General features: G+C 72.8%; 24 protein-coding genes. 6 read left to right on the forward strand and 18 right to left on the reverse strand.

Annotation, left to right across the window (positions count from 1 at the left end; translation table 11 throughout):
* The first annotated feature begins 2 nt into the window (after positions 1-2).
* The 4 genes from ACFVZH_RS10840 (at position 3) to ACFVZH_RS10855 (ending at position 3,641) form a co-directional block, all read left to right on the forward strand.
* Positions 3-956, forward strand: coding sequence for a carbohydrate ABC transporter permease (locus ACFVZH_RS10840; RefSeq protein WP_384895501.1), 954 nt, complete (start codon positions 3-5; stop codon positions 954-956).
* Positions 953-1,804, forward strand: coding sequence for a carbohydrate ABC transporter permease (locus ACFVZH_RS10845; RefSeq protein WP_384895503.1), 852 nt, complete (start codon positions 953-955; stop codon positions 1,802-1,804). The genes ACFVZH_RS10840 and ACFVZH_RS10845 overlap by 4 nt, the downstream gene beginning before the upstream one ends.
* 18 nt (positions 1,805-1,822) lie before the next feature.
* Positions 1,823-2,842: a hydroxyacid dehydrogenase gene (locus tag ACFVZH_RS10850; RefSeq protein ID WP_384895505.1), complete on the forward strand. Its 1,020-nt coding sequence runs from the start codon at positions 1,823-1,825 to the stop codon at positions 2,840-2,842.
* A 100-nt stretch (positions 2,843-2,942) separates the two neighbouring features.
* On the forward strand, positions 2,943-3,641 hold the full coding sequence (locus tag ACFVZH_RS10855) for an ester cyclase (RefSeq protein WP_384895507.1): 699 nt from the start codon (positions 2,943-2,945) through the stop codon (positions 3,639-3,641).
* A gap of 78 nt (positions 3,642-3,719) precedes the next feature.
* Here the strand turns inward: ACFVZH_RS10855 and groL are convergent, their stop codons facing one another.
* From groL to ACFVZH_RS10875, 4 genes are all read right to left on the reverse strand, one after another.
* Complete coding sequence (gene groL / locus ACFVZH_RS10860) at positions 3,720-5,342, reverse strand: chaperonin GroEL (RefSeq protein WP_384895509.1); 1,623 nt, start codon at positions 5,340-5,342, stop codon at positions 3,720-3,722.
* Positions 5,343-5,461: 119 nt separating this feature from the next.
* The gene (groES, locus tag ACFVZH_RS10865) at positions 5,462-5,770 is read right to left on the reverse strand and encodes a co-chaperone GroES (protein ID WP_003998759.1); all 309 of its coding nucleotides are present in this window, start codon (positions 5,768-5,770) and stop codon (positions 5,462-5,464) included.
* A gap of 145 nt (positions 5,771-5,915) precedes the next feature.
* Complete coding sequence (locus ACFVZH_RS10870; protein ID WP_384895511.1) at positions 5,916-6,179, reverse strand: hypothetical protein; 264 nt, start codon at positions 6,177-6,179, stop codon at positions 5,916-5,918.
* Positions 6,180-6,214: 35 nt separating this feature from the next.
* A complete protein-coding gene (locus ACFVZH_RS10875; protein ID WP_384895936.1) occupies positions 6,215-7,132 on the reverse strand; it encodes a polysaccharide deacetylase family protein in 918 nt (305 codons plus the stop codon).
* 130 nt (positions 7,133-7,262) lie between these two features.
* Here ACFVZH_RS10875 and ACFVZH_RS10880 point away from each other — a divergent pair, with 130 nt between their 5' ends.
* Positions 7,263-8,453, forward strand: a complete 1,191-nt coding sequence (locus tag ACFVZH_RS10880) for a methyltransferase domain-containing protein (protein WP_384895513.1) — start codon at positions 7,263-7,265, stop codon at positions 8,451-8,453.
* On the opposite strand, the gene ACFVZH_RS10885 is transcribed toward ACFVZH_RS10880, so the two are convergent.
* The 8 genes from ACFVZH_RS10885 to tsaB form a co-directional block, all read right to left on the reverse strand.
* A complete protein-coding gene (locus ACFVZH_RS10885; protein ID WP_384895514.1) occupies positions 8,392-9,060 on the reverse strand; it encodes a hypothetical protein in 669 nt (222 codons plus the stop codon). The genes ACFVZH_RS10880 and ACFVZH_RS10885 overlap by 62 nt on opposite strands.
* A 10-nt stretch (positions 9,061-9,070) precedes the next feature.
* On the reverse strand, positions 9,071-10,315 hold the full coding sequence (locus ACFVZH_RS10890) for an RNA polymerase sigma factor (RefSeq protein ID WP_384895938.1): 1,245 nt from the start codon (positions 10,313-10,315) through the stop codon (positions 9,071-9,073).
* A 61-nt stretch (positions 10,316-10,376) separates the two neighbouring features.
* On the reverse strand, positions 10,377-10,742 hold the full coding sequence (locus ACFVZH_RS10895; protein ID WP_384895516.1) for a YciI family protein: 366 nt from the start codon (positions 10,740-10,742) through the stop codon (positions 10,377-10,379).
* 99 nt (positions 10,743-10,841) lie between these two features.
* Positions 10,842-11,732 carry a polysaccharide deacetylase family protein gene (locus tag ACFVZH_RS10900; RefSeq protein WP_384895518.1) on the reverse strand — a complete coding sequence of 297 codons (891 nt, stop codon included), beginning with the start codon at positions 11,730-11,732 and terminating at the stop codon, positions 10,842-10,844.
* Between the two features lie 46 nt (positions 11,733-11,778).
* A complete protein-coding gene (locus ACFVZH_RS10905) occupies positions 11,779-12,033 on the reverse strand; it encodes a hypothetical protein (RefSeq protein WP_017239612.1) in 255 nt (84 codons plus the stop codon).
* The gene (gene tsaD / locus ACFVZH_RS10910; protein ID WP_384895521.1) at positions 12,030-13,136 is read right to left on the reverse strand and encodes a tRNA (adenosine(37)-N6)-threonylcarbamoyltransferase complex transferase subunit TsaD; all 1,107 of its coding nucleotides are present in this window, start codon (positions 13,134-13,136) and stop codon (positions 12,030-12,032) included. The genes ACFVZH_RS10905 and tsaD overlap by 4 nt, the downstream gene beginning before the upstream one ends.
* 31 nt (positions 13,137-13,167) lie before the next feature.
* Positions 13,168-13,641 (reverse strand): ribosomal protein S18-alanine N-acetyltransferase, encoded by a 474-nt coding sequence (gene rimI / locus ACFVZH_RS10915; RefSeq protein ID WP_384895940.1) that lies wholly within the window; start codon positions 13,639-13,641, stop codon positions 13,168-13,170.
* A gap of 17 nt (positions 13,642-13,658) precedes the next feature.
* Positions 13,659-14,315, reverse strand: a complete 657-nt coding sequence (gene tsaB / locus ACFVZH_RS10920) for a tRNA (adenosine(37)-N6)-threonylcarbamoyltransferase complex dimerization subunit type 1 TsaB (protein WP_384895523.1) — start codon at positions 14,313-14,315, stop codon at positions 13,659-13,661.
* Between the two features lie 120 nt (positions 14,316-14,435).
* On the opposite strand from tsaB, the gene ACFVZH_RS10925 reads away from it, so the two are divergent.
* Positions 14,436-14,978 (forward strand): hypothetical protein, encoded by a 543-nt coding sequence (locus tag ACFVZH_RS10925; RefSeq protein ID WP_384895942.1) that lies wholly within the window; start codon positions 14,436-14,438, stop codon positions 14,976-14,978.
* 102 nt (positions 14,979-15,080) lie between these two features.
* Here the strand turns inward: ACFVZH_RS10925 and ACFVZH_RS10930 are convergent, their stop codons facing one another.
* The 6 genes from ACFVZH_RS10930 to ACFVZH_RS10955 all read right to left on the reverse strand — a co-directional run bounded on the left by ACFVZH_RS10930 (position 15,081) and on the right by ACFVZH_RS10955 (position 20,700).
* Complete coding sequence (locus ACFVZH_RS10930; RefSeq protein ID WP_384895525.1) at positions 15,081-15,248, reverse strand: hypothetical protein; 168 nt, start codon at positions 15,246-15,248, stop codon at positions 15,081-15,083.
* Between the two features lie 135 nt (positions 15,249-15,383).
* The gene (gene tsaE, locus ACFVZH_RS10935) at positions 15,384-15,884 is read right to left on the reverse strand and encodes a tRNA (adenosine(37)-N6)-threonylcarbamoyltransferase complex ATPase subunit type 1 TsaE (protein WP_384895527.1); all 501 of its coding nucleotides are present in this window, start codon (positions 15,882-15,884) and stop codon (positions 15,384-15,386) included.
* A 10-nt stretch (positions 15,885-15,894) separates the two neighbouring features.
* Complete coding sequence (locus tag ACFVZH_RS10940) at positions 15,895-17,070, reverse strand: alpha/beta fold hydrolase (protein ID WP_384895529.1); 1,176 nt, start codon at positions 17,068-17,070, stop codon at positions 15,895-15,897.
* Positions 17,071-17,090: 20 nt separating this feature from the next.
* Entirely contained in the window at positions 17,091-18,239 is a 1,149-nt protein-coding gene (gene alr, locus ACFVZH_RS10945; RefSeq protein ID WP_384895531.1) for an alanine racemase, read from the reverse strand.
* 20 nt (positions 18,240-18,259) lie between these two features.
* Positions 18,260-18,964 carry a L,D-transpeptidase family protein gene (locus ACFVZH_RS10950; protein ID WP_384895533.1) on the reverse strand — a complete coding sequence of 235 codons (705 nt, stop codon included), beginning with the start codon at positions 18,962-18,964 and terminating at the stop codon, positions 18,260-18,262.
* 293 nt (positions 18,965-19,257) lie between these two features.
* Positions 19,258-20,700: an NAD(P)H-hydrate dehydratase gene (locus tag ACFVZH_RS10955; protein WP_384895535.1), complete on the reverse strand. Its 1,443-nt coding sequence runs from the start codon at positions 20,698-20,700 to the stop codon at positions 19,258-19,260.
* Positions 20,701-20,798 lie beyond the last annotated feature (98 nt).

Consider the following 20,798-nt stretch of genomic DNA (forward strand, 5'->3'; position numbering starts at 1 on the left):
GCATGAAGGCCCGAACCCGCGCCGCGGCGATCCTGCTGACCCCCTTCTTCCTCCTGTTCACCGCGGTGATGGTGGTGCCGATCGGCTACGCGGTCTGGCTCAGCCTCTTCACCGAGAAGCAGTCCGGACTGGGCTTCGGCGGCACCGAGACCGTCTTCACCGGCCTCGACAACTACACCGCGGCGCTGGGTGACCGGGCCTTCCGCGAGGGCTTCGGCGTCCTGCTCGGATACTGCCTGTTCTACATCCCGCTCCTGCTCGCCGGAGCCCTCGGCCTCGCCCTCCTGCTGGACTCGGCACTCGCCCGCGCCCGCCGCTTCTTCCAGCTCGCGCTCTTCCTGCCGCACGCCGTCCCCGGCATCATCGCCGCGCTGATCTGGGTCTACCTCTACACGCCCCAGCTCAGCCCGGTCGTCACGGCGATGGAAGCGGGCGGCATCGGCTTCGACTTCTTCTCCCCCGAAGGCGCCCTGCCCTCCGTCGTCAACATCGCCCTGTGGGAATGGCTCGGCTACAACATGGTCATCTTCTACGCGGCCCTCCAGGCCATCGACCGCTCCGTCCTCGAAGCGGCCACCGTCGACGGGGCCGGCGCCTGGCGGATCGCCTTCGCCATCAAGATCCCCCTCGTCAAGGCATCCCTCGCGATGGTCGGCCTCTTCACGGTCATCGGCTCCCTCCAGCTCTTCACCGAGCCGCTGATCCTCAACAAGGGCACCGGATCCGCCGTCACCTCCACCTGGACGCCGAACATGTACGCGTACACCGCGGCCTTCGACCGCAACGACTACGGACTCGCGGCCGCAGCCTCCGTACTCCTCGCCCTCACGGCCGCCCTGCTCTCCTTCGCGGTCACCCGGTTCACCGGCCGCCGCAAGGCCGGCACTGCACGCGAGGCGAGCACGGCACACACCGCACGCAAGGCGGGCACGGCGCGGAAGGAGCAGACCGCATGAGCACCCGCTCCCCCGGCCCCTGGCTCTCCAGGACGGCCGTCAACGGCGCCCTCGTCCTCGCCGTCGTCTACATGCTCTTCCCGCTGGTCTGGCTGCTCACCGCCGCCACCAAGGACGCCGGCGGCCTCCTCGCCGGAAACGCCTTCTCCTTCGACGGCTTCGACCTCGGCGGCAACCTCACCCGGCTCACCCAGTACAACGACGGCATCTACTTCCACTGGTACGCCAACAGCCTGCTCTACGCGGGACTCGGCGCCCTCGCCTGCTCACTGATCAGCGTCGCCGCCGGATACGCCTTCCACGTCTACGACTTCCGGGGCAAGGAGCAGCTCTTCGGGCTCGTCCTCCTCGGCGTGCTCGTCCCCACCACCGCGCTCGCCCTGCCGATGTACCTCCTCGCCAGCGAGGTCGGCCTCGTCAACACCTACTGGGCCGTGCTGATCCCCGTCCTCGTCAACCCCTTCGGCGTCTACCTCTCCCGGGTCTTCTGCGCCGGCTACATCCCCGACGAGGCCCTGGAGGCCGCCCGGATCGACGGGGCCGGCGAACTGCGCGTCTTCTGGTCCATCGGCCTGCGCATGGTGATGCCCGGCTTCGTGACGGTCTTCCTCTTCCAGTTCACCGCCGTCTGGAACAACTTCTTCCTCCCCCTGGTGATGCTGTCCGACCAGAAGCTCTACCCGCTGAGCCTCGGCCTGTACGCGTGGAACAGCAACGCCCACGCCGAACCCGACTTCTACCCCCTCGTCGTCACCGGATCACTCCTCGCCGTCGTCCCCCTCGTCGTCGCCTTCGTCTCCCTCCAGCGCCACTGGAAGGCCGGCCTCACCGCCGGCAGCGTCAAGTGAGGAAGGCCAGTTCCCACGATGCACCCCACCACTGACAACCGCCCCTCCCTCCTCCTCGCCATGGGCCCCGGCATCGCCGAACGCCTGCTCACCGGCGCCCACCGCGACCGGCTCGCCGCGCTCACCCGCACCGACCCGCACCTCGTCGCCCACGACCTCACCGCTCCGGACGCCCGCGTCACCGCCGCCCTCGCCGAGGCCGAACTCCTCCTCACCTGCTGGGGAGCGACCCCCCTCACCGCCGAGGTCCTCGACCGCGCCCCCCGGCTCAAAGCCGTCGTCCACGCCGCCGGCTCCGTCAAGCACCACATCACCGACGCCTGCTGGGACCGCGGCCTCCGCGTCACCTCGGCCGCCGCCGCCAACGCGCTGCCGGTCGCCGAGTACACACTCGCCGCGATCCTCTTCGCCGGGAAACGGGTCCTGGGCTCGGCCCAGCGGTACGCCGAACTCCGCACCGACCACGCCTGGCTCGCCGAGTCCACCGCCTGGGGCAACTACCGCCGCACCGTCGGCATCGTCGGCGCCTCCCGCATCGGCCGCCGGGTCGTCGAACTCCTGCGCCCCTTCGACTTCGAGGTCCTCCTCTACGACCCCTACGTGAAGACCCCGCAGCCGGGCGTGGAACTGGTCGGCCTCGACGAACTCTGCGCCCGCAGCACCGTCGTCTCCGTGCACGCGCCCCAACTCCCCTCCACGCACCGCATGATCGGCCCCCGCCAGCTCGCCGCGATGCCCGACGGCGCCACCCTGATCAACACGGCCCGCGGCTCCCTCGTCGACGAGACCGCACTCCTCCCCCACCTCCGCACCGGCCGCCTCCACGCCGTCCTCGACGTCACCGACCCCGAAGTCCCCCCGGCCGACTCCCCCCTCTACACCCTCCCCAACGTCCTCCTCACCCCCCACGTCGCCGGCTCCCTCGGCAACGAACTCCACCGCATGACCGACCAGGCCCTCGACGAGGTCGCCCGCTACACGAGGGACGAACCCTTCGCGGAGGAGGTCCGCGCCGACGACCTGACCCGGTCGGCCTGACCCACCGCACCGCCCAGCGCTCCATGCCCCACTTGCTGCCAGGGCATCGCGGCTCCCCGGACCTAGACTGAAAGGGTTCCCACCACGGTCGGGAGGCGCCATGACGTTCGTACAGATAATCGACTGCAAGACGAGTCGGGTGGACGACCTGAACCGGCTCATGGACCGGTGGGTCGAGCAGACCAAGGGGAAACGGACCGCGACGCACAGCATCGTGGGCAAGGACCGGTCGGACGCGTCGCATGTCGTGGAGATCGTGGAGTTCCCGTCGTACGACGTGGCGATGCAGAACTCGCAGCTGCCGGAGACGGACCGGATCTTCCGGGAGATGGTGGCGCTCTGTGACGAGATGCCGACCTTCACGGACCTGGACGTGGTCCGGGACGAGGCGCTGTACAAGAACAACGCCCGGCGGCTGATGGAGATGCTGGCCACCGAGCAGGAGCTGGCGCTGATGGACGAGGTGCTGGCGGAGGGGTACCACGACCACGATCCGTCCAACGAGCAGGACGTGATCGGCATGGACGCGGTCCGGCGCGAGGTGGAGATGTGGCGGGGCGGTTTCGACTTCGCCTTCACCGTCGAGGACCAGATCGCGGAGGGCGACCGGGTCTGCACGCGCTGGACGTGGAAGGGGACCCACACCGGCGACTTCATGGGGATCCAGCCGACCGGCATGGCGGTGACCATGGCGGGCGCCGTCATCCACCGCTTCCGGGACGACGGGAAGATCGCGGAGGGCTGGTGGCAGTACGACATGCTCGGGCTGATGCAGCAGCTCGGCGCCGTGGAGGCGTGAGAGTCGGCGGCCCGGGAAAGGCCGAGGCCCGGTGCTCCCGCGACGGGAGCACCGGGCCTCAGTGGTCAGCTACGAGCCTCAGTGGGAGTGACCGTGGCCGTGGCCCGCGTCCGCCGGCTCCTCTTCCTTCTTCTCCACCACGAGGGTCTCGGTGGTGAGGAGGAGGGAGGCGATGGAGGCGGCGTTCTCCAGGGCGGAGCGCGTCACCTTGACCGGGTCGATGACGCCGGCCTTGACCAGGTCGCCGTACTCGCCGGTGGCGGCGTTGAAGCCCTGGCCCTTGTCGAGCTCCGCCACCTTGGAGGTGATGACGTAGCCCTCGAGGCCGGCGTTCTCGGCGATCCAGCGCAGCGGCTCGACGGCGGCGCGGCGGACGACCGCGACACCCGTGGCCTCGTCGCCGGTCTTGCCGAGGTTGCCCTCGAGGACCTTGACGGCGTGGACCAGAGCGGAGCCACCACCGGAGACGATGCCCTCCTCGACCGCGGCGCGGGTCGCGGAGATGGCGTCCTCCAGACGGTGCTTCTTCTCCTTCAGCTCCACCTCGGTGGCGGCGCCGACCTGGATCACGCACACGCCGCCGGCCAGCTTCGCGAGGCGCTCCTGGAGCTTCTCGCGGTCCCAGTCGGAGTCCGTGGACTCGATCTCGGCCTTGATCTGGTTGACGCGGCCCGCGACGTCCTCGGAGTTGCCGCCACCGTCGACGATGGTGGTGGAGTCCTTGGTGATGGTCACGCGGCGGGCGGTGCCGAGCACGTCCAGGCCGGCCTGGTCGAGCTTGAGGCCGACCTCTTCGGCGATGACGGTGGCACCGGTGAGGGTGGCCATGTCGCCGAGCATCGCCTTGCGGCGGTCGCCGAAGCCGGGGGCCTTGACGGCCACGGCGTTGAAGGTGCCACGGATCTTGTTGACGACGAGGGTCGACAGGGCCTCGCCCTCGATGTCCTCGGCGATGATCAGCAGCGGCTTGCTGGCGCCGGCCTGGATGACCTTCTCCAGGATGGGCAGCAGGTCCTGGATCGAGGAGATCTTGCCCTGGTTGATCAGGATGTACGGGTCGTCGAGGACGGCCTCCATACGCTCCTGGTCGGTGACCATGTACGGGGACAGGTAGCCCTTGTCGAAGGCCATGCCCTCGGTGAAGTCGAGCTCCAGGCCGAAGGTGTTGGACTCCTCGACGGTGATGACACCGTCCTTGCCGACCTTGTCCATCGCCTCGGCGATGAGCTCGCCGACCTGCTGGTCCTGCGCGGAGAGCGCGGCGACGGCGGCGATGTCGGACTTGTCCTCGATCGGGCGCGCGGTGGCGAGGAGCTCCTCGGAGACGGCCTTGACGGCGGCGTCGATGCCCTTCTTCAGGGCGGCCGGGGAGGCGCCGGCGGCGACGTTGCGCAGACCCTCGCGGACCAGGGCCTGGGCGAGCACGGTGGCGGTGGTGGTGCCGTCACCCGCGATGTCGTTGGTCTTGGTCGCCACCTCCTTCACCAGCTGGGCGCCGAGGTTCTCGTACGGGTCGTCGAGCTCGACCTCGCGGGCGATCGTGACACCGTCGTTGGTGATGGTGGGGGCACCGAACTTCTTGTCGATGACGACGTTGCGGCCCTTGGGGCCGATCGTCACCTTGACCGTGTCGGCAAGCTTGTTGACGCCGCGCTCAAGGGCGCGACGGGCGTCCTCGTCGAACTTCAGGATCTTCGCCATGGGAGCGGTTCAGCCCTCTCGGATTCAGGTGGAACGAACTGCGCCCCGGGGCGCCTGGAAAGGTGCCTCGGGGCGCAGCTCAAAGCATCTGCTTCAGGTACTTCGGGTACTTCGGTGAATTACTTCTCGATGATCGCGAGCACGTCGCGAGCCGAGAGGACGAGGTACTCCTCGCCGTTGTACTTCACCTCGGTGCCGCCGTACTTGCTGTACAGCACGATGTCGCCGGTCTTGACGTCGAGCGGCAGACGCTCGCCGTTCTCGAAGCGGCCCGGGCCAACGGCCAGGACGACGCCCTCCTGGGGCTTCTCCTTGGCCGTGTCCGGAATGACCAGGCCAGAGGCGGTGGTCTGCTCGGCGTCGAGCGGCTGGACCACAATGCGGTCCTCGAGCGGCTTGATGGCAACCTTGGAGCTGGTGGTCGTCACGATCCGACCTCCCCCTTCGGAGATCTCACGGGGCTAACTGTCTGGGTGGCGACCAGGTGGATCCGTCGTCGCGGGTGCCGGACCTGCCCGTCGCCGTGTTGGCACTCTCCAGTGGGGAGTGCCAGAGCCGAGACTATGACCGCGATTAGCACTCGGTCAAGCGGAGTGCCAATTCATCGCCCTGTGGCGTGACGCGACGGCGTTCCGGCAGGTCGTGTGCCGGGTCCTCGCACCCCTTGGCGTCCACCGCTTCCCGTACGCGCTCCCGCGCCTCCTGGCGTACGCCGTCCCGCGCCTCCCGGGCCGGCGTGGGCCGGGGTCCCACCCGTTCCGCCGCCTTGCGGCCGAGCCGTTCGATCGGGTCGACCGAGGAGGCGCAGGCCGGGAGGGCGAGGAGTGTGGCGGTCACGGCCAGAGCGGCGGTCCACCGCCGTGCCCGCGTTCTCACACGTAGTCCTCGAGTTTCGCGACCGCGTACCCCTTGGAGGTGATCACGTTCATCACCCGTCGGATCATGTCCGGCATGGTGCCCTTCCAGTCCTGCTTGCCGCGGAAGTGGGTGAGCACGATGTCGCCGGGGTGCAGGTCGCGGTCCCACTCGCGCCACTCCATGTGGTCGGGGAACGCCTCGGCCGCCCAGAGCGGGACGGCCTTGACGCCGCAGGACTTGGCCGCGCGCAGGGTGTCCTCGTTGTAGTTGCCGTAGGGCGGGCGGAAGAGCGGGGGCCGCTTGCCGAACTGCTTCTCGATGATCTGCTGCATGCCGCAGATCTCGCGCTTCTGCTGGCTGTAGGAGAGTCCGGGCAGGTAGCGGTGGTTGAGGGTGTGGTTGTGCAGGGAGACCCCGGACTTCTGCATCTTCGCGAAGTAGCCGTAGTCGTCGTTGACGACGTAGTCGCTGAGGAAGGCGCTGTAGGGGATGTCGAGTTCCTTCATCATCCGCAGCAGGGCGGGGTCCTTCTCCGCGCCGTCGTCGATGGTGAGGAAGACGATCTTCTGCTTGGTCGGCACGGTGGTGAAGACGGGCGGGAGGCCCTCGCCGTCCGTCTCGAAGCCCTTGCGGGTGGTGATCCTCGGCTTGACGGCGGGCGGGGCCGGGGCTTCCAGCGGGGTCCGGGTGAGGCCCCACTTCTTGGCGGCGAGCGCGCGGGCGGCGCGCTGCTTGCGGATGTTGTCGAGGTAGGCGTTGAGTGCGCCGGAGGCGCTCTGGGCGCCCGGGGCCCGTTGTCCGGCGGCGGGGGCGGGGGCTCCGCCGTCCGGTTCGGCGGCGCCGGAGCAGGCCGTGGCCGCCGAGGCGAGGGCGGCGACGAGGAGGGCGGCCCCGAGGGCCCGACGACGGGGGTGGGGCGCGCCGATCACCATAAATTCTTCCTTTTGTCGTACGAGCTGCATGGCGCCGCATCCTGTCAGCGCGGAAGCCCCTCCACGGGTCGCGACACCGCCGTACCGCCCCACCGTCCCCCGGCCGGCCCACAGTGGCGCAGGGCCCACAATGGGACGGGTGACCGACCTCGCCTCCTTCACCCCCCTGCTCGGCCCCGAGGGGCAGACGCTCCTCACCGCCCTGCGCGACTACGACCCCGCCCAGGAGCTGGCGGTCGCCTCCCGGCTGCGCCGCGACCACCCCGCCGAGCTCGTCACCGCGGCGCTCGGCCAGGCACGGCTGCGGCAGCGGGCGGTGGCGAAGTTCGGCGCCGAGGACGCGTACCGGATGTACTTCACCCCCAACGGCGTCGAGCAGTCGACCCGCGCCTCGGTCGGCACGTACCGGGCGGCCCGGCTCAAGGAGCTCGGTGTCGGCGGCGTCGCGGACCTCTGCTCCGGCATCGGCGGCGACGCGATCGCCCTCGCCCGCGCCGGGATCTCCGTCCTCGCCGTCGACCGCGACCCGCTGACCGCCGAGGTGGCCCGCGCCAACGCCGAGGCGCTCGGGCTCGCGGAGCTGATCGAGGTGCGGTGCGCGGACGTGACCGAGATCGACACCAGCCCGTACGACGCGGTCTTCGTCGACCCGGCACGGCGCGGCGGCCGGGGCAGGATCTTCGACCCGGAGGCGTACTCCCCGCCGCTCTCCTGGGCCGTCGAGGCGGCCCGCAAGGCCCCGCGCGCCGCCCTGAAGGTGGCGCCCGGCATCCCGCACGAGGCCGTCCCCGAGGACGCCGAGGCCGAGTGGATCTCGGACGGCGGGGACGTGAAGGAGGCCGTGCTCTGGTTCGGTACGGAGCCGGGCGCCCGCCGGGCCACGCTGCTGCCCTCCGGCGCCGGGCTCATCGGCCGGGGACTGCCGGACCCGGCGGTCCGGCCGGTCGGCCGCTACCTGTACGAACCCGACGGCGCCGTCATCCGCGCGCACCTCGTCGCCGAGGTCGCGCAGGAGCTGGGCGGCGGTCTGATCGACGAGACGATCGCGTACGTCACGGCGGACGCGCTCACCCCCACCCCGTACGCCGCCGCCTACGAGATCACCGACGAACTCCCCTTCAACCTGAAGAAGTTGAAGGCGCTGCTGCGGGAGCGCGAGGTCGGCACGCTGACCGTGAAGAAGCGCGGCTCGGCCGTCGAACCCGAGGAGATCCGGCGCAGGGTGAAGCCGAAGGGCCCCAACGCGGCGACGGTGCTGCTCACTCGGGTCGCGGGAGCCCCGACGATGCTGATCGGCCGGCCGGCGGGCGGGGGCCGGTGAGCCGCACCGCGAAGCGGTAGTGGCCGACGGCCTTCGCCAGGCCGGTCAGCCCGGTGATCCAGAGGATGAGGGCGGCGCCCATGCCGTAGGCGACCAGGCCGTAACCGCCGTCCTCCCAGCGGGCGCCCGCGGGCACGGCGAAGCCGAGCCAGAGGCCGACCCCGCACATCGCGAAGGACAGGAGCAGCCAGCAGGCGCTGAGGGCGGGGGCGCGCAGCCGGGCGTCCGTCGGGCCGTGCCGGTCGAGCGCGGCCCACTGGGTGAGCCGTTCGCGGACGGTCCGGTCGCGCCGGTGGCCGCGGACGGTCATCCACACGGCCGGGACGAGGACGCCGATGCCGAGGACGGACGCGAAGACACCGGTCAGGACGGTGAGCGGGTCGCGCAGCGGGCCGCCGAGCGCCGTCAGCAGCACGCCGACCAGCCCCCAGCCCAGTTCGAGCAGCGCGAACCAGACCAGGAACATCACGAGCCGGCCCACGCCGAGCAGTCGCCGTCCCAGCGCGTCGAGCGCCAGCGCCCGGTCGGCGATCCGCGCCTCCCGGTCGGGCCAGCTCCGGAGCTCGGCGGGCGGGGGCGGGGGCGGCAGCGGCATACGCGGGGACATGCCCAGCACCCTAGGCGTCGCCGCCGGGCATCCGCACAGGGCCTCCCCCGCCAGGATCCACCGACTCCCCCGCCCGCGCCCGCAGCAGGGCCCGCTCGCTCTCGTTGCGGGTGAGGGCCGCGGCCCGCTCGAACTCCGCGCGCGCCTCCGCCGCCCGCCCGAGCCGGGCCAGCAGATCGCCCCGGACGCTCGGCAGCAAGTGGTAGCGCGCCAGGGCCGGTTCGGTGGCGAGCGCGTCGACGACCCTGAGGGCCGCGGCCGGGCCCTCGGTCATCGACACGGCGACGGCGCGGTTCAGTTCGACCACCGGGGAGGGCGCGAGGACGCCGAGCCGGCCGTACAGCGCGGCGATCGTCGCCCAGTCCGTCTCCTCGTACGAGGCCGCCCGCGCGTGACAGGCGGCGATCGCGGCCTGGAGGGCGTACGGGCCGTAGGAGCGCCCGTCGCCGGCCCTGGCCAGGGCCGCGAACCCGCGCCGGATCAGCAGCCGGTCCCAGCGCCGCCGGTTCTGCTCGGCGAGGAGCACCGGCCGCCCGCCGGGTCCGGTCCTGGCCGCCGTCCGGGACGCCTGGAGTTCGAGCAGGGCGGCGAGCCCGTGCACTTCGCCCTCCTCGGGCATGAGCGCGGCGAGACCGCGGGCGAGCCGCAGCGCGTCCTCGCACAGGCCGGGCCGCAGCAGGTCGTCGCCCGCGGTCGCCGCGTACCCCTCGTTGAAGATCAGGTAGACGACCTCCAGGACGGAACCCAGCCGGGCCGCCCGGTCCTCCCCGTAGGGCACCTCGAACTCCACGCCCGCCCTGGCGAGGGTCCGCTTGGCGCGGGTGACGCGCGCCGCGACGGTCGCCTCCGGGACGAGGAAGGCGCGGGCGATCTCGTCGGTCCTGAGCCCGCCGACGAGCCGCAGCGTCAGCGCCGCCCGCGCCTCGGCGGAGAGCACCGGGTGGCAGGCGGTGAAGACGAGCCGCAGCACGTCGTCGTCGATGTCGCCGGGTCCGGACGGCTCGGGGTCGTACGACTCCTCCGTGAGCGTCCGGCCGACCTCCGCCAGCTTCCGGGCGTACGTCTCGCGCCGCCGCACGAGGTCGACGGCCCGGTGCTTGGCGGCGGCCGTCAGCCAGGCGCCCGGCCGCTCGGGGACACCTGACCGCGGCCACTGCTCAAGGGCGGAGACGAGCGCGTCCTGGGCGATCTCCTCGGCGATGCCGACGTCGCGCACGATCCGCGCCACGGTGGCGATGATCCGCGCCGACTCCATCCGGAAGACCGTCTCCAGCGTGCTCTGCACCGTCACGGATCACATGACAGCACACCGCGGGTCAGCCCTCCGGCATCTCCTCGACCTCGCGGACCTCGAGACCGACCTTCCACTGCGGCGGGTGGACGGCCAGGAAGCGCTTCCCCCACTCGACGGCCTCGGCCATGTCCTTGCACTGGAGCATCGCGTAGCCGCCGACGACCTCCTTGGTCTCGGTGAACGGCCCGTCGGTGTACGACAGCTTCCCGTCCGACCAGGTGATCCGGGTGGACTCGGCGGTCGGCCTCAGCCCGGCGGTGTCCAGCATGGCGCCGGCCTTGGTGATCTCCTCGAAGAGCGCGCCCATCCGCTGCTCGAAGCCGGGGTCGGCGCTCTCCATGTCGATGGTGTTCTCCTCGATGCGGACGAGGGACAGGAAGCGGGGCATGACGACTCCTCGGGTGGTGCGGTGGCGGGGCCGTTCCCCGCCTTCCACACATACGTCGAACGGGAGGGGCCCGCATCGACACCACGCCCGGGAAAGCTTCTAGACGTAGTCCTCCAGGCGGGCCACGGTGAAGCCCTGCTCCTGTATGCGGCGCAGCATCGTCGCCGTCATCTCCGTCATCGTCCGGCCCTTGAGCTCGGACGGGCCGCGGAAGTGGGCCAGGATGATGTCGCCGGGGTGCAGCTTCCGGTCGCCGCGCTGGTACTGCATGTTCTTGATCTGCATGGACTCGCGCCACAGCACGATCGCGTCCACGCCGCACTCCCCCGCCGCCGCGCGCGTGGCCTCGTTCCAGTTGCCGTACGGGGGCCGGAAGAGGCGCGGGGCCGTGCCGTACCGCTGCTCCAGCCTCGTCTGCTGGCCGCAGATCTCCCGGCGCTGGGCCTCCTGGGAGAGGGTGCGCAGGTTCGGGTGGGTGAGGGTGTGGTTGGCGAGGCCGTGGCCCTGGGCGACGAGCGGGGCGAAGTAGCCGTAGTCGGCGCGGATGGCCGCGTCGGTGAGGAACATCGTGACCGGGATCCCGAGGTCCCTCATCATCGTGACGAACCCGGGGTCCTTCTCGGCCCCGTCGTCGATCGTGATGAAGACGATCTTCTCGCGGGTGGGTATCTCGCTGATGACGGGCACCGGGCCGCCGGGCGGGCGGACCACCGGCTTGACCGCGGGCGGGGCCGGCGGGGCGGCGAAGGGCTTGAGCCCCCACCTGCGGTACGCGGCCGCCCGGGTACCGGCGGTTCCGGGCGCCCGGTGCGCCCCGGCCGCTCCGCCGGACGACCCGCCGGACGCCTCGGCGGGGGCCCCGCGGGACGCCTCGGCGGTCGGGGGAGCCGTGGGGGCGGGGGCGGCGACGGGGCCGTCCTCCGCCGTGCAGCCGGTCACCAGGAGGGCGACGGCGGTCAGGGCCGCCCACAGCGCGATCGTCTTCTTCACACGCTGTGGGATGCCCGACGGATTCGAAAGGTTGCTCGGGTGTCGCCTATTCGACCGATTCGAAGCGCCAGCGGTGGACCGGACGGGTGATCAGCTCCGCGTCCGGCTCCGGCAGCTCGGGCAGCTCGGCGTCGAACGCCTCCGCCTCCCACCAGGTGAGGACGAGGACCCGGTCCTGCGGGGCCCGGAAGATCTCCCGGCGGACCGGCTCCCGGGCGAGGACCTGCGCCCGCGCCCACTCCAGGAGCTCGGCGCCCCGGTCCTGAGCGGCCCGCGCCTCCCACATGAGGGTGAGCCTCACGAGTACAGGTTCTCCTTGCTGACCTCGTGCACGTGATCGTGACCGTGGTCGTGGGAGCGACCGGGCACGTGCGGGTCGGTCACCGGCAGGGACGAGTCGGCCGACAGCTCCAGGTCGGAGGCCGGCCGGTTGCGGGCGACCATCTCCGAGCCGAGGGCCGCGACCATCGCGCCGTTGTCCGTGCACAGGCCGGGCCGGGGCACCCGCAGCCGGATGCCGGCCCGCTCGCAGCGCTCCTGGGCGAGCGCGCGCAGCCGCGAGTTGGCGGCGACGCCGCCGCCGATCATCAGGTGGTCGACGCCCTCGTCCTTGCAGGCCCGGACGGCCTTGCGGGTGAGCACGTCGACGACCGCCTCCTGGAAGGACGCGGCCACGTCCCGGACGGGCACCTCCTCGCCGGCCGCCCGCTTGGCCTCGATCCAGCGGGCCACGGCGGTCTTGAGGCCGGAGAAGGAGAAGTCGTACGCGGGGTCGCGGGAGCCGCTCAGACCGCGCGGGAACGCGATGGCCGCCGGGTCGCCCTCCCTGGCGAGCCGGTCGATGACCGGTCCGCCGGGGAAGCCGAGGTCGAGGACGCGGGCGATCTTGTCGAACGCCTCGCCGGCCGCGTCGTCGATGGTCGCGCCCATCGGGCGCACGTCGGAGGTGATGTCCGCGGAGAGCAGCAGCGAGGAGTGCCCGCCGGAGACCAGCAGCGCCATCGTCGGCTCGGGCAGCTTGCCGTGCTCCAGCTGGTCGACGCAGATGTGCGAGGCCAGGTGGTTGACGCCGTAGAGCGGCTTGCCGAGCGCGTACGCGTACGCCTTGGCCGCCGAGACGCCGACGAGCAGCGCGCCCGCGAGGCCGGGGCCCGCGGTGACGGCGATGCCGTCGAGGTCCTTCGCCGAGACGCCGGCCGTCTTCAGGGCGCGCTCGATCGTCGGGACCATCGCCTCCAGATGGGCGCGGGAGGCGATCTCGGGCACGACGCCGCCGAAGCGGGCGTGGGTGTCGACGCTGGAGGCGATGGCGTCCGCGAGGAGCGTGGTGCCGTGGACGATGCCGACGCCGGTCTCGTCACAGGAGGTCTCGATGCCGAGTACGAGCGGTTCGTCAGCAGCCATCAGTCATTCCAGCCATGGGTCGGTACGGGCATCAGATCTCGGTTCCGGTTCCTTGAACGGTCAGTCGCATCACGAGCGCGTCCACGTTTCCGGGCTGGTAGTAGCCGCGCCGGAAACCGATGGGCTCGAAGCCGAAGCGCTCGTAGAGCTTCTGGGCCCGGGTGTTGTCCACGCGCACTTCGAGGAGGACCTCGTCGCACTCGAAGGCGGTGGCGTGGTGGAGCAGGTCGGTGAGGAGCCGGGCGCCGAGCCCGGTCCCCCACTGGTCGCGGGAGACGGCGATCGTCTGCACGTCGCCGAGTCCGCCGGCCGCGGCGAGTCCCGCGTAGCCGACGAGCCGCTGCCCGCCGTTCTCCCCGGGGGTCTCCGCGACGATGTAGCGGCGGGTGGCGCCCGGCCCCCGGGAGTGCGCGAGCTCGGACCAGAACATCCCCTCCGACCAGGCGTCCTCGGGGAACAGCTCCGCTTCGAGCGCGAGCACGGGCGCGATGTCCCACCAGCGCATCTCCCGCAGCACGGCTGTCACTGGGGGGTGACCACCTTGTAGTTCTTCGGCACCTGCGCGTCGGGGCGCCGCAGGTACATCGGCAGCGGGTCGAGGAAGCCGTCCCCGCCCGCGGCCAGCCGCTCGGCCGCGAGCGCGGCGAGCGCGGCCGCCGACTGGTGCTCGGGGTCGCGGGCGTCGGGGAAGGCGTCGGGGTAGAGCCGGGCGCCCGCGCCGACGACCGGGAGGCCGGCGAGCCGCTCGGCGATGTCGGCGGGCCGGTCGACGGCCGCGTCGGTCACGCGCGTGCGGGAGTCGTCGTACCGCGCCCAGTAGACCTCCTTGCGGCGCGCGTCCGTGGCGACGGCGAAGGGCTCGTCGAGGCCGGCGGCGTACGCGAGGCCGTCGAGGGTGCACAGGCCGTGGACCGGCACACCGAGGGCGGAGGAGAAGGTCGCGGCCGTGACCAGGCCGACGCGGAGCCCCGTGTACGGGCCGGGGCCGACGCCGACGACGACGCCGGTGACCGCGTCGATCTTCAGACCGGCTTCCTTGAGGACCCGGTCGACGGCGGGCAGCAGCAGCTCCCCGTGACGGCGGGCGTCGACCTGGCTCGACGAGGCGACGACGGCCTCGCCGTCGTGCAGGGCGACGGTGACGGCGGGGGTGGCGGTATCCATGGCGAGCAACAGCACGCGAACAGCCTACGGCTCCGGGGCCCGGTGCCCCGAACCTCGGGTCGGCGGCTGCTACCGTCACCCTTCGATACGTTCGTACGAGAGGTGGGCACGGTGGCACGGAGCAGCTCGGGATTCGTGGCCGGGCTCACGGTGGCGGCCGTCGCCGCGGTCGCCTTCCTCGCCTACCAGGCTTCGGCCAGTGCCCCCGCCGACCTGTCGGTGAAGCCGCGGACGCCGGGCGCCTCCGTCCCCTCCGTCTCGCCGAGCGGCGGTCCGAAGCAGCCGGCCGCGAACCCGCTGGCGGTGCCGGCGGGCTCGGGCGGCGGCGAGCGGGTCGTGTACGCGCTCACCGACCGCCGGGTGTGGCTGGTCGACGCCAAGGGCAAGGCGACCCGCACGTTCGCGGTGATGCCGAGCACGGTGGATCCGCTGCCGGGGGCCTACAGCGTGACCTCGCGCTCGGGTTCGGTCCGCGGCTCGGACGGCGTGCAGATCGAGCACGTGGTGCGGTTCGCGAACAACCAGGACGTGGCGATCGGCTTCAGCGCGGCGGTGGACGGCTCCACGCCGACCCCGGACCCGACGAAGAAGACGGGCGGCATCCGTATGAAGCGGGCCGACGGCGACGCCCTGTGGACCTTCGCGGTCATCGGCGCGAAGGTCGTCGTCGTCGCCTGAGGCGGCGGACGAGGCAGCGCCTCCTGGGCCGGTACGTCACCCGGCACGGCGCCCGTGGCGACACCCGGGCAGGCAGCCGGTTCCCCGGGGGTGTCCTGGCGGTCAGGCCGCTTCGTCCCGCACGGCCGGCTGCCGGCCCTCCTCGGCCCATGTGCTCTCCTCGGCCTCGGCCGGCGGAGTCGAGAGCGCCCGGGCGGCCGCGCAGGACGCCAGCAGCTCACTCATCGAGACGTGGTCCCGGCTGGGTTCCGCGCGCTCCGGCGTCGCCATGCATGCCTCCCGTAGGTTAGGTGCACCTAACCAGCTCGTGCATCCATGTGACCACGGCTCGTACGACCCACGCAACACCTTGCCGACACGTTGTCGGAACCTACGGGCGGCCCCCGGCCGTACGGCCCACGCCGTTCAGAGCGCGGCCAGCTCCTCGCCGGCCCAGCGCGCGCCGATCCCGCGCAGCACGACCGTGCGCCGGTCGTCGTCGGTGTCGCCGGTCACCCGGTGGATGAGGAGGTGCAGCCGGTCGTCGGTGAGGTCCTCGACCTTGCCGTCGCCCCATTCGACGACCACCACGGACTCGGGCAGCGAGACGTCGAGGTCGAGGTCCTCCATCTCGTCCAGTCCGCCGCCGAGGCGGTACGCGTCCACGTGCACCAGGGCCGGGCCGCCGACCAGGGACGGGTGGACGCGGGCGATGACGAAGGTCGGGGAGGTGACGGCGCCGCGCACCCCCAGCCCCTCGCCGAGGCCGCGGGTCAGCGTGGTCTTCCCGGCGCCGAGCTCGCCGGTGAGCATGACGAGGTCGCCGGGACGGAGGATCTTCGCGAGCCGGCGGCCGAGCTCCTGCATCCGCTGGGGGGAGTCGACGGAGAGAGTGGCGCCGGAGACGGGCGGGTGCGCTGCTTCCATACCCGCCAACCTAGCTGTTGCGGCCGTCCGTCCTCACCGCGGCCGTCGCCGTCTCCGGGACCGCGCCCGCCCGTACGAGGAGGTCGGCCAGCCGGTCGGTGACCGCCTCGGGGTGCTCCAGCATCACCAGATGACCGCCGTCGGGGACGATGACCAGCTCCGCGTCCGGGAGCAGGTCGCCGATGGCCTCGGTGTGGGAGCTGGGGGTCACCAGATCGTTGTCGCCGGCGAGCGCGAGCACCGGCAGGCCGTGGAAGGCGGCGAGGGCGGCGGCCTTGTCGTGCTCGGCGAAGGCCGGGTAGAACGCGGCGACCACGTCGATCGGGGTCGACTCGATCATCCGCTCGGCGAACCGGGCCACCGCCGGATCCACGTCCTTCGAGGAGAACGAGTACTTCTTGATCAGCCCGGCGAAGAGGTCGGCGGTCGCCCGCCGACCTCGCTCGACCAGCTCCGCCTGGGACCCCAGCGCCCGCAGGACCCCCGGCAGGACCCGCCGGACGGCGTTGACCCCGGCGATCGGCAGCCCGTACGAGACCTCGGCCAGGTTCCCGGCCGAGGTGCCGACGAAGGCGACGCCGGCCACCCGGTCGCGGATCAGTTCCGGATACCGCTCGGCGAGCGCCATCACCGTCATGCCGCCCATCGAGTGCCCGACCAGGACGAGCGGGCCCTCGGGAGCGGCCGCGTCGAGGACGGCCCTGAGGTCGCGGCCCAGCTGGTCGATGGAGACGGGCACCGCGTCGGGACCCGTCTGGGCCACTCCCTGGCCCGAGCGGCCGTGGCTGCGCTGGTCCCAGTGGACGCTCCGGACGAGACCGCGCAGCGCGGCCCGCTGGAAGTGCCAGGAGTCCTGGTTGAGGCAGTAGCCGTGGCTGAAGACGACGGTGACGGGGGCGGGTTCCTTCCGGCCGAAGAGCCGCCGGCGGCGGCCGGCCGGCGCGTCCGGCTCGACCTCGTCCACCTCGTAGTACAGGACGGTCCCGTCGTCGGCGGTCGCCCGTCCCGGGGTGCCGCGCAGACCGCCGTACGGGCCGGTGGCGTCCAGGGCGAGCCGCGCCTTCTGCCGTACGGAACGGCCGACGGTGAGCCGCTCGACCGCGACCCCGGCGGCCGCGCCGGCGGCCAGGACGCCTAGCGCGGCACCGGCGAACCCGGCCCGCCGCCAGCTGCTGGACTCGCCCACGCCTTCCCCCTTGTGCGTCTCTACACGTCCAGATAGACGCGCGGGACGCGCGCGCCGATCCGGGTGACGATCTCGTACGCGATGGTGTCGGCGGCCACCGCCCAGTCCTCGGCGGTGGGCTCGCCCCGCTCCCCGGAGCCGAAGAGCACGGCCTCGGTGCCCGGCTCGGGGGTGTCGCCGCCGAGGTCGACGACGAACTGGTCCATGGCGACCCGCCCGGCGACCATGCGGACCGTGTCGCCGACGAGGACGGGCCCGCGGCCCGACGCGTGCCGGGGGACGCCGTCGGCGTACCCGAGCGGAACGAGACCCAGGGTGGTCTCGTGCTCGGTGACGTAGTGGTGCCCGTAGCTCACCCCGTGCCCGGCCGGCACTTCCTTGACCAGCGCGATGCTGCCCTTCAGCGACATGACCGGCCGCAGGCCCAGCTCGGCGGAGGTGCCGAGCTCCGGGCTGGGCGACACGCCGTACAGGGCGATGCCGGGCCGGACCAGGTCGAAGTGGGCCTCGGGCAGGGTGAGGGTGGCCGGCGAGTTGGCGATGTGCCGGACCTCGGGCTCGACGCCCGCCTTCTCCGCGTGGTCCAGCATCGACCGGAAGACGTCGAGCTGGGCGGCGATCGACGGGTGGTGGGGCTCGTCGGCGCACGCGAAGTGCGACCAGAGCCCCGTGACCTTGACGAGGCCCTGCGCCTCGGCCTTGAGGGCCTCGGTGACGAGCTCGGGCCAGTCGGCGGGCTGGCACCCGTTGCGCCCGAGCCCGGTGTCGGCCTTGAGCTGGATCCGCGCGCGCCTGCCGGTCGCCTCCGCGGCGGCGACGACCTCCCGCAGGGCCCACATGCCGCTCACGGACATGTCCAGACCCGCCTCGATGCCCTGGTCCCAGGGGTCGCCGGGCGTCCAGAGCCAGCACATCACCGGCACGTCCGTGATCCCGGCGGCGCGCAGCGCCAGCGCCTCCTGCGGGGTGGCCGTACCCAGCCAGTCCGCCCCCGCCTCCAGCGCGGCCCGGGCGCAGGGCACGGCGCCGTGTCCGTACGCGTCGGCCTTGACCACGGCCATGATCCGGACGTGGGGGGCGACGCGGGCGCGCAGCGTGCGGACGTTCGCACGCAGCGCACCGAGGTCGATCTCGGCGCGGGCTCTGCGGGGCGGCGGTGTCTCAGTCATCGCGCCCAGTCTCTCAGGTGTCAGCTCCCGGGCCGCTTTCCCCAGATGTAGACCCGGTCACCCTTCCGAAGGACGCCCCAGAGTTTCTCCGCGTTCCGGTAGCTCAGATTCACACATCCGCGGCTGCCGGTCGGCGTGGCGAGCTGCCCGTAGACGGCGTGGAACGCCTGGCCCCCGTCGAAGAACTGCGCGAACGGCATAGGGCTGTTGTAGATGGACGACCAGTGGTTCTTGTGACGCCAGTAGACGGTGTGCCAGCCGGTCCGGGTGGCGTAACCGGCGCGCCCGCTCCGCATGTTCACCACCGCATACGTCACTTTCCTCCCCTTCTGCACCCACATCAGCTGCCGGTCCAGATCCACACACGCCACCGGGTACTTCTTCACCGGGCACCGCTTCCCCGGATCCAGCGTCTTCCGCGCCGCCAGCAGCTCGGCCCTCGCCCACGTCACCGGCCCCGCATACCCGTTCGCGGGCTTGATCTTCTGCTTCACCTGGAACGCCCGGATCGCCGTGCAGTCGGCCACCGACTGCTTCCCGTCCGCCTTCAGTCCCAGCAGCTTCTCCACCCGCCGCTGGTACCTCCCCGTGCTCGCCGTACAGGCCGCCCCCACCGCACTGCGCGGCATGTACTCCACCTCCCCCTCGGCGGTCACCTCGGGCTCCGGTACCGGCACCTCCCCCTCCGGCTGCAACGGCGGCAGCACCTGATCCGGGGTGTCCATCGGATACTCCGGACGCCCTCCCCCCACCACCCCGGGCACCAACGGCTCCACGGGCCCGGGCCCCTCCCCCTCGGGCCCGACGGCCACCGGCGCCGCCGCGACGGCCCCCGCGGGCCCCAGGGCCAGAACAGCGGCCAGGACGGACAGCATCGGCGCTCTACGACTTCTCGCATTGATCACCCCACCCACCCAATCCCCGCCCCGCCGTCCCTGCGCGCCGGACCCCACCACTGGCCCAACGACTTCCCCCAACCGGGCCCCACCCCCCGAGGGGTGGGGGTCGTCGGACGGCGTCACGCCGGCGACGACACGTCCCGCCAGGCGGCCCGCAGCGAGTCGGCGACCTCGGTCGCGGTGACGGGAGCGGAGCCGGAGGCCGCCCGGCGGGCGGCGAGACCGTGGAGGTAGGCGCCGCAGGAGCCCGCGTCGAGGGCGGGGAGCCCGGCCGCCAGGAGCGAGCCGGAGAGGCCGGACAGGACGTCACCGCTGCCGGCGGTGGCGAGCCAGGAGGTGCCGGTCGGGTTGACCCGTACGGGACCGGCGGCCGGCCCGCACACCAGCGTCGTCGAACCCTTCAGGAGGACCGTCGCCCCGAAGCGGGCCGCCAGCGCGCGGACCGCGTCGAGCCGCCCCGCCTCCACCGTCTCCCGCGAGACACCGAGCAGCGCCGCCGCCTCGCCCGCGTGCGGGGTGAGGAGGGTGGGCGCGGTGCGGGCCCGTACGGCGGCGGGGTCCAGGCCCCGCAGCCCGTCGGCGTCGACGAGGACCGGGACGTCGGCGGCGAGGACCTCGGCGACGACGCCGGTGTCGTCGCCGATGCCGGGGCCGACGACCCATGCCTGGACCCGCCCGGCCTTCGCCGGCGGCCCCGGGTGGACCAGGGTCTCGGGGTGCGCGGCGATCACCGCGCCGTCGGCGGGCCCGACGTACCGGACGGCCCCCGCGCCGCCCCGCAGCGCCCCCGCCACGGCGAGGACGGCCGCGCCGGGATAGCGGGCGGAGCCGGCGACGACACCCAGGACACCGCGCCGGTACTTGTCGCTCCCGGCGCCCGGCACCGGCAGCAGCCGGGCGACGTCCTGGTGCTGGAGCGCCTCCAGGTCGGGGACGCCGGGAAGGACCGGACCGAGGCCGATGTCCACGAGCCGCAGCGCCCCCGCGTACTCCCGTGCGGGGTCGACGAGCAGCCCGGGCTTGTACGTGCCGAAGGTGATCGTCGCGTCGGCCCGCAGCGCCTCCCCCGTGACCTCGCCCGTGTCGGCGTCGACGCCGCTGGGAAGGTCGACGGCGACGACGACCGCGCCGGAGCCGCGCGCGGCCCGGGCGACGGGGACGGCGTCGGGGCGCAGCCCGCCGCGTCCGCCGATGCCGGTGATGCCGTCGAGGACGAGGTCGGCGACGGCGAGCGCGTCGAAGGGGTCGTCGGTGATCCGGCCGCCCGCCGCGCGGAAGGCCGCCAGGCCGCCCGGGTGGGCCCGCGCCCCGAGCAGTACGGCCGTGACGCCCGCGCCGCGCCGGGCGAGCCGCGCCCCGGCGTACAGCGCGTCGCCGCCGTTGTCGCCGCTGCCGACCAGGAGCACGACCCGCGCCCCGTACACCCGCCCCTTCCCGAGGAGCGAGCAGCAGGCGGCGGCGAGCCCGGCGGCGGCCCGCTGCATGAGGGCGCCTTCGGGCAGGCGGGCCATGAGGGCGGCTTCGGCGGCCCGTACGGTCTCGACGCGGTGAGCGGTTCGCATGTCCGCAGTCTGCCGCAGCCCCCCTGCACCCGCCCGGAAGCGAACCCCGACACCGCCCCGCCGGGTTGGCCACGTCCCGCAGTGCCCCGCCGGAACGC

Source organism: Streptomyces sp. NPDC059534, from assembly GCF_042743475.1.
GTDB lineage: Bacteria > Actinomycetota > Actinomycetes > Streptomycetales > Streptomycetaceae > Streptomyces.

Excerpts from the sequence above, each read along its gene's own strand:
- ACFVZH_RS10875 (WP_384895936.1), bottom strand. The coding sequence starts at position 7,132 with ATGGTGATCGGCGCGCCCCACCCCCGTCGTCGGGCCCTCGGGGCCGCC.
- tsaE (WP_384895527.1), bottom strand. The coding sequence starts at position 15,884 with ATGGAAGCAGCGCACCCGCCCGTCTCCGGCGCCACTCTCTCCGTCGAC.
- ACFVZH_RS10930 (WP_384895525.1), bottom strand. The coding sequence starts at position 15,248 with ATGGCGACGCCGGAGCGCGCGGAACCCAGCCGGGACCACGTCTCGATG.
- ACFVZH_RS10855 (WP_384895507.1), top strand. The coding sequence starts at position 2,943 with ATGACGTTCGTACAGATAATCGACTGCAAGACGAGTCGGGTGGACGAC.
- ACFVZH_RS10955 (WP_384895535.1), bottom strand. The coding sequence starts at position 20,700 with ATGCGAACCGCTCACCGCGTCGAGACCGTACGGGCCGCCGAAGCCGCC.
- ACFVZH_RS10880 (WP_384895513.1), top strand. The coding sequence starts at position 7,263 with ATGGGACGGGTGACCGACCTCGCCTCCTTCACCCCCCTGCTCGGCCCC.
- ACFVZH_RS10950 (WP_384895533.1), bottom strand. The coding sequence starts at position 18,964 with ATGGACACCCCGGATCAGGTGCTGCCGCCGTTGCAGCCGGAGGGGGAG.
- ACFVZH_RS10840 (WP_384895501.1), top strand. The coding sequence starts at position 3 with ATGAAGGCCCGAACCCGCGCCGCGGCGATCCTGCTGACCCCCTTCTTC.
- ACFVZH_RS10890 (WP_384895938.1), bottom strand. The coding sequence starts at position 10,315 with ATGGAGTCGGCGCGGATCATCGCCACCGTGGCGCGGATCGTGCGCGAC.
- ACFVZH_RS10845 (WP_384895503.1), top strand. The coding sequence starts at position 953 with ATGAGCACCCGCTCCCCCGGCCCCTGGCTCTCCAGGACGGCCGTCAAC.
- rimI (WP_384895940.1), bottom strand. The coding sequence starts at position 13,641 with ATGCGCTGGTGGGACATCGCGCCCGTGCTCGCGCTCGAAGCGGAGCTG.
- alr (WP_384895531.1), bottom strand. The coding sequence starts at position 18,239 with ATGACTGAGACACCGCCGCCCCGCAGAGCCCGCGCCGAGATCGACCTC.
- groL (WP_384895509.1), bottom strand. The coding sequence starts at position 5,342 with ATGGCGAAGATCCTGAAGTTCGACGAGGACGCCCGTCGCGCCCTTGAG.
- ACFVZH_RS10895 (WP_384895516.1), bottom strand. The coding sequence starts at position 10,742 with ATGCCCCGCTTCCTGTCCCTCGTCCGCATCGAGGAGAACACCATCGAC.
- ACFVZH_RS10885 (WP_384895514.1), bottom strand. The coding sequence starts at position 9,060 with ATGTCCCCGCGTATGCCGCTGCCGCCCCCGCCCCCGCCCGCCGAGCTC.
- tsaD (WP_384895521.1), bottom strand. The coding sequence starts at position 13,136 with ATGGCTGCTGACGAACCGCTCGTACTCGGCATCGAGACCTCCTGTGAC.
- ACFVZH_RS10850 (WP_384895505.1), top strand. The coding sequence starts at position 1,823 with ATGCACCCCACCACTGACAACCGCCCCTCCCTCCTCCTCGCCATGGGC.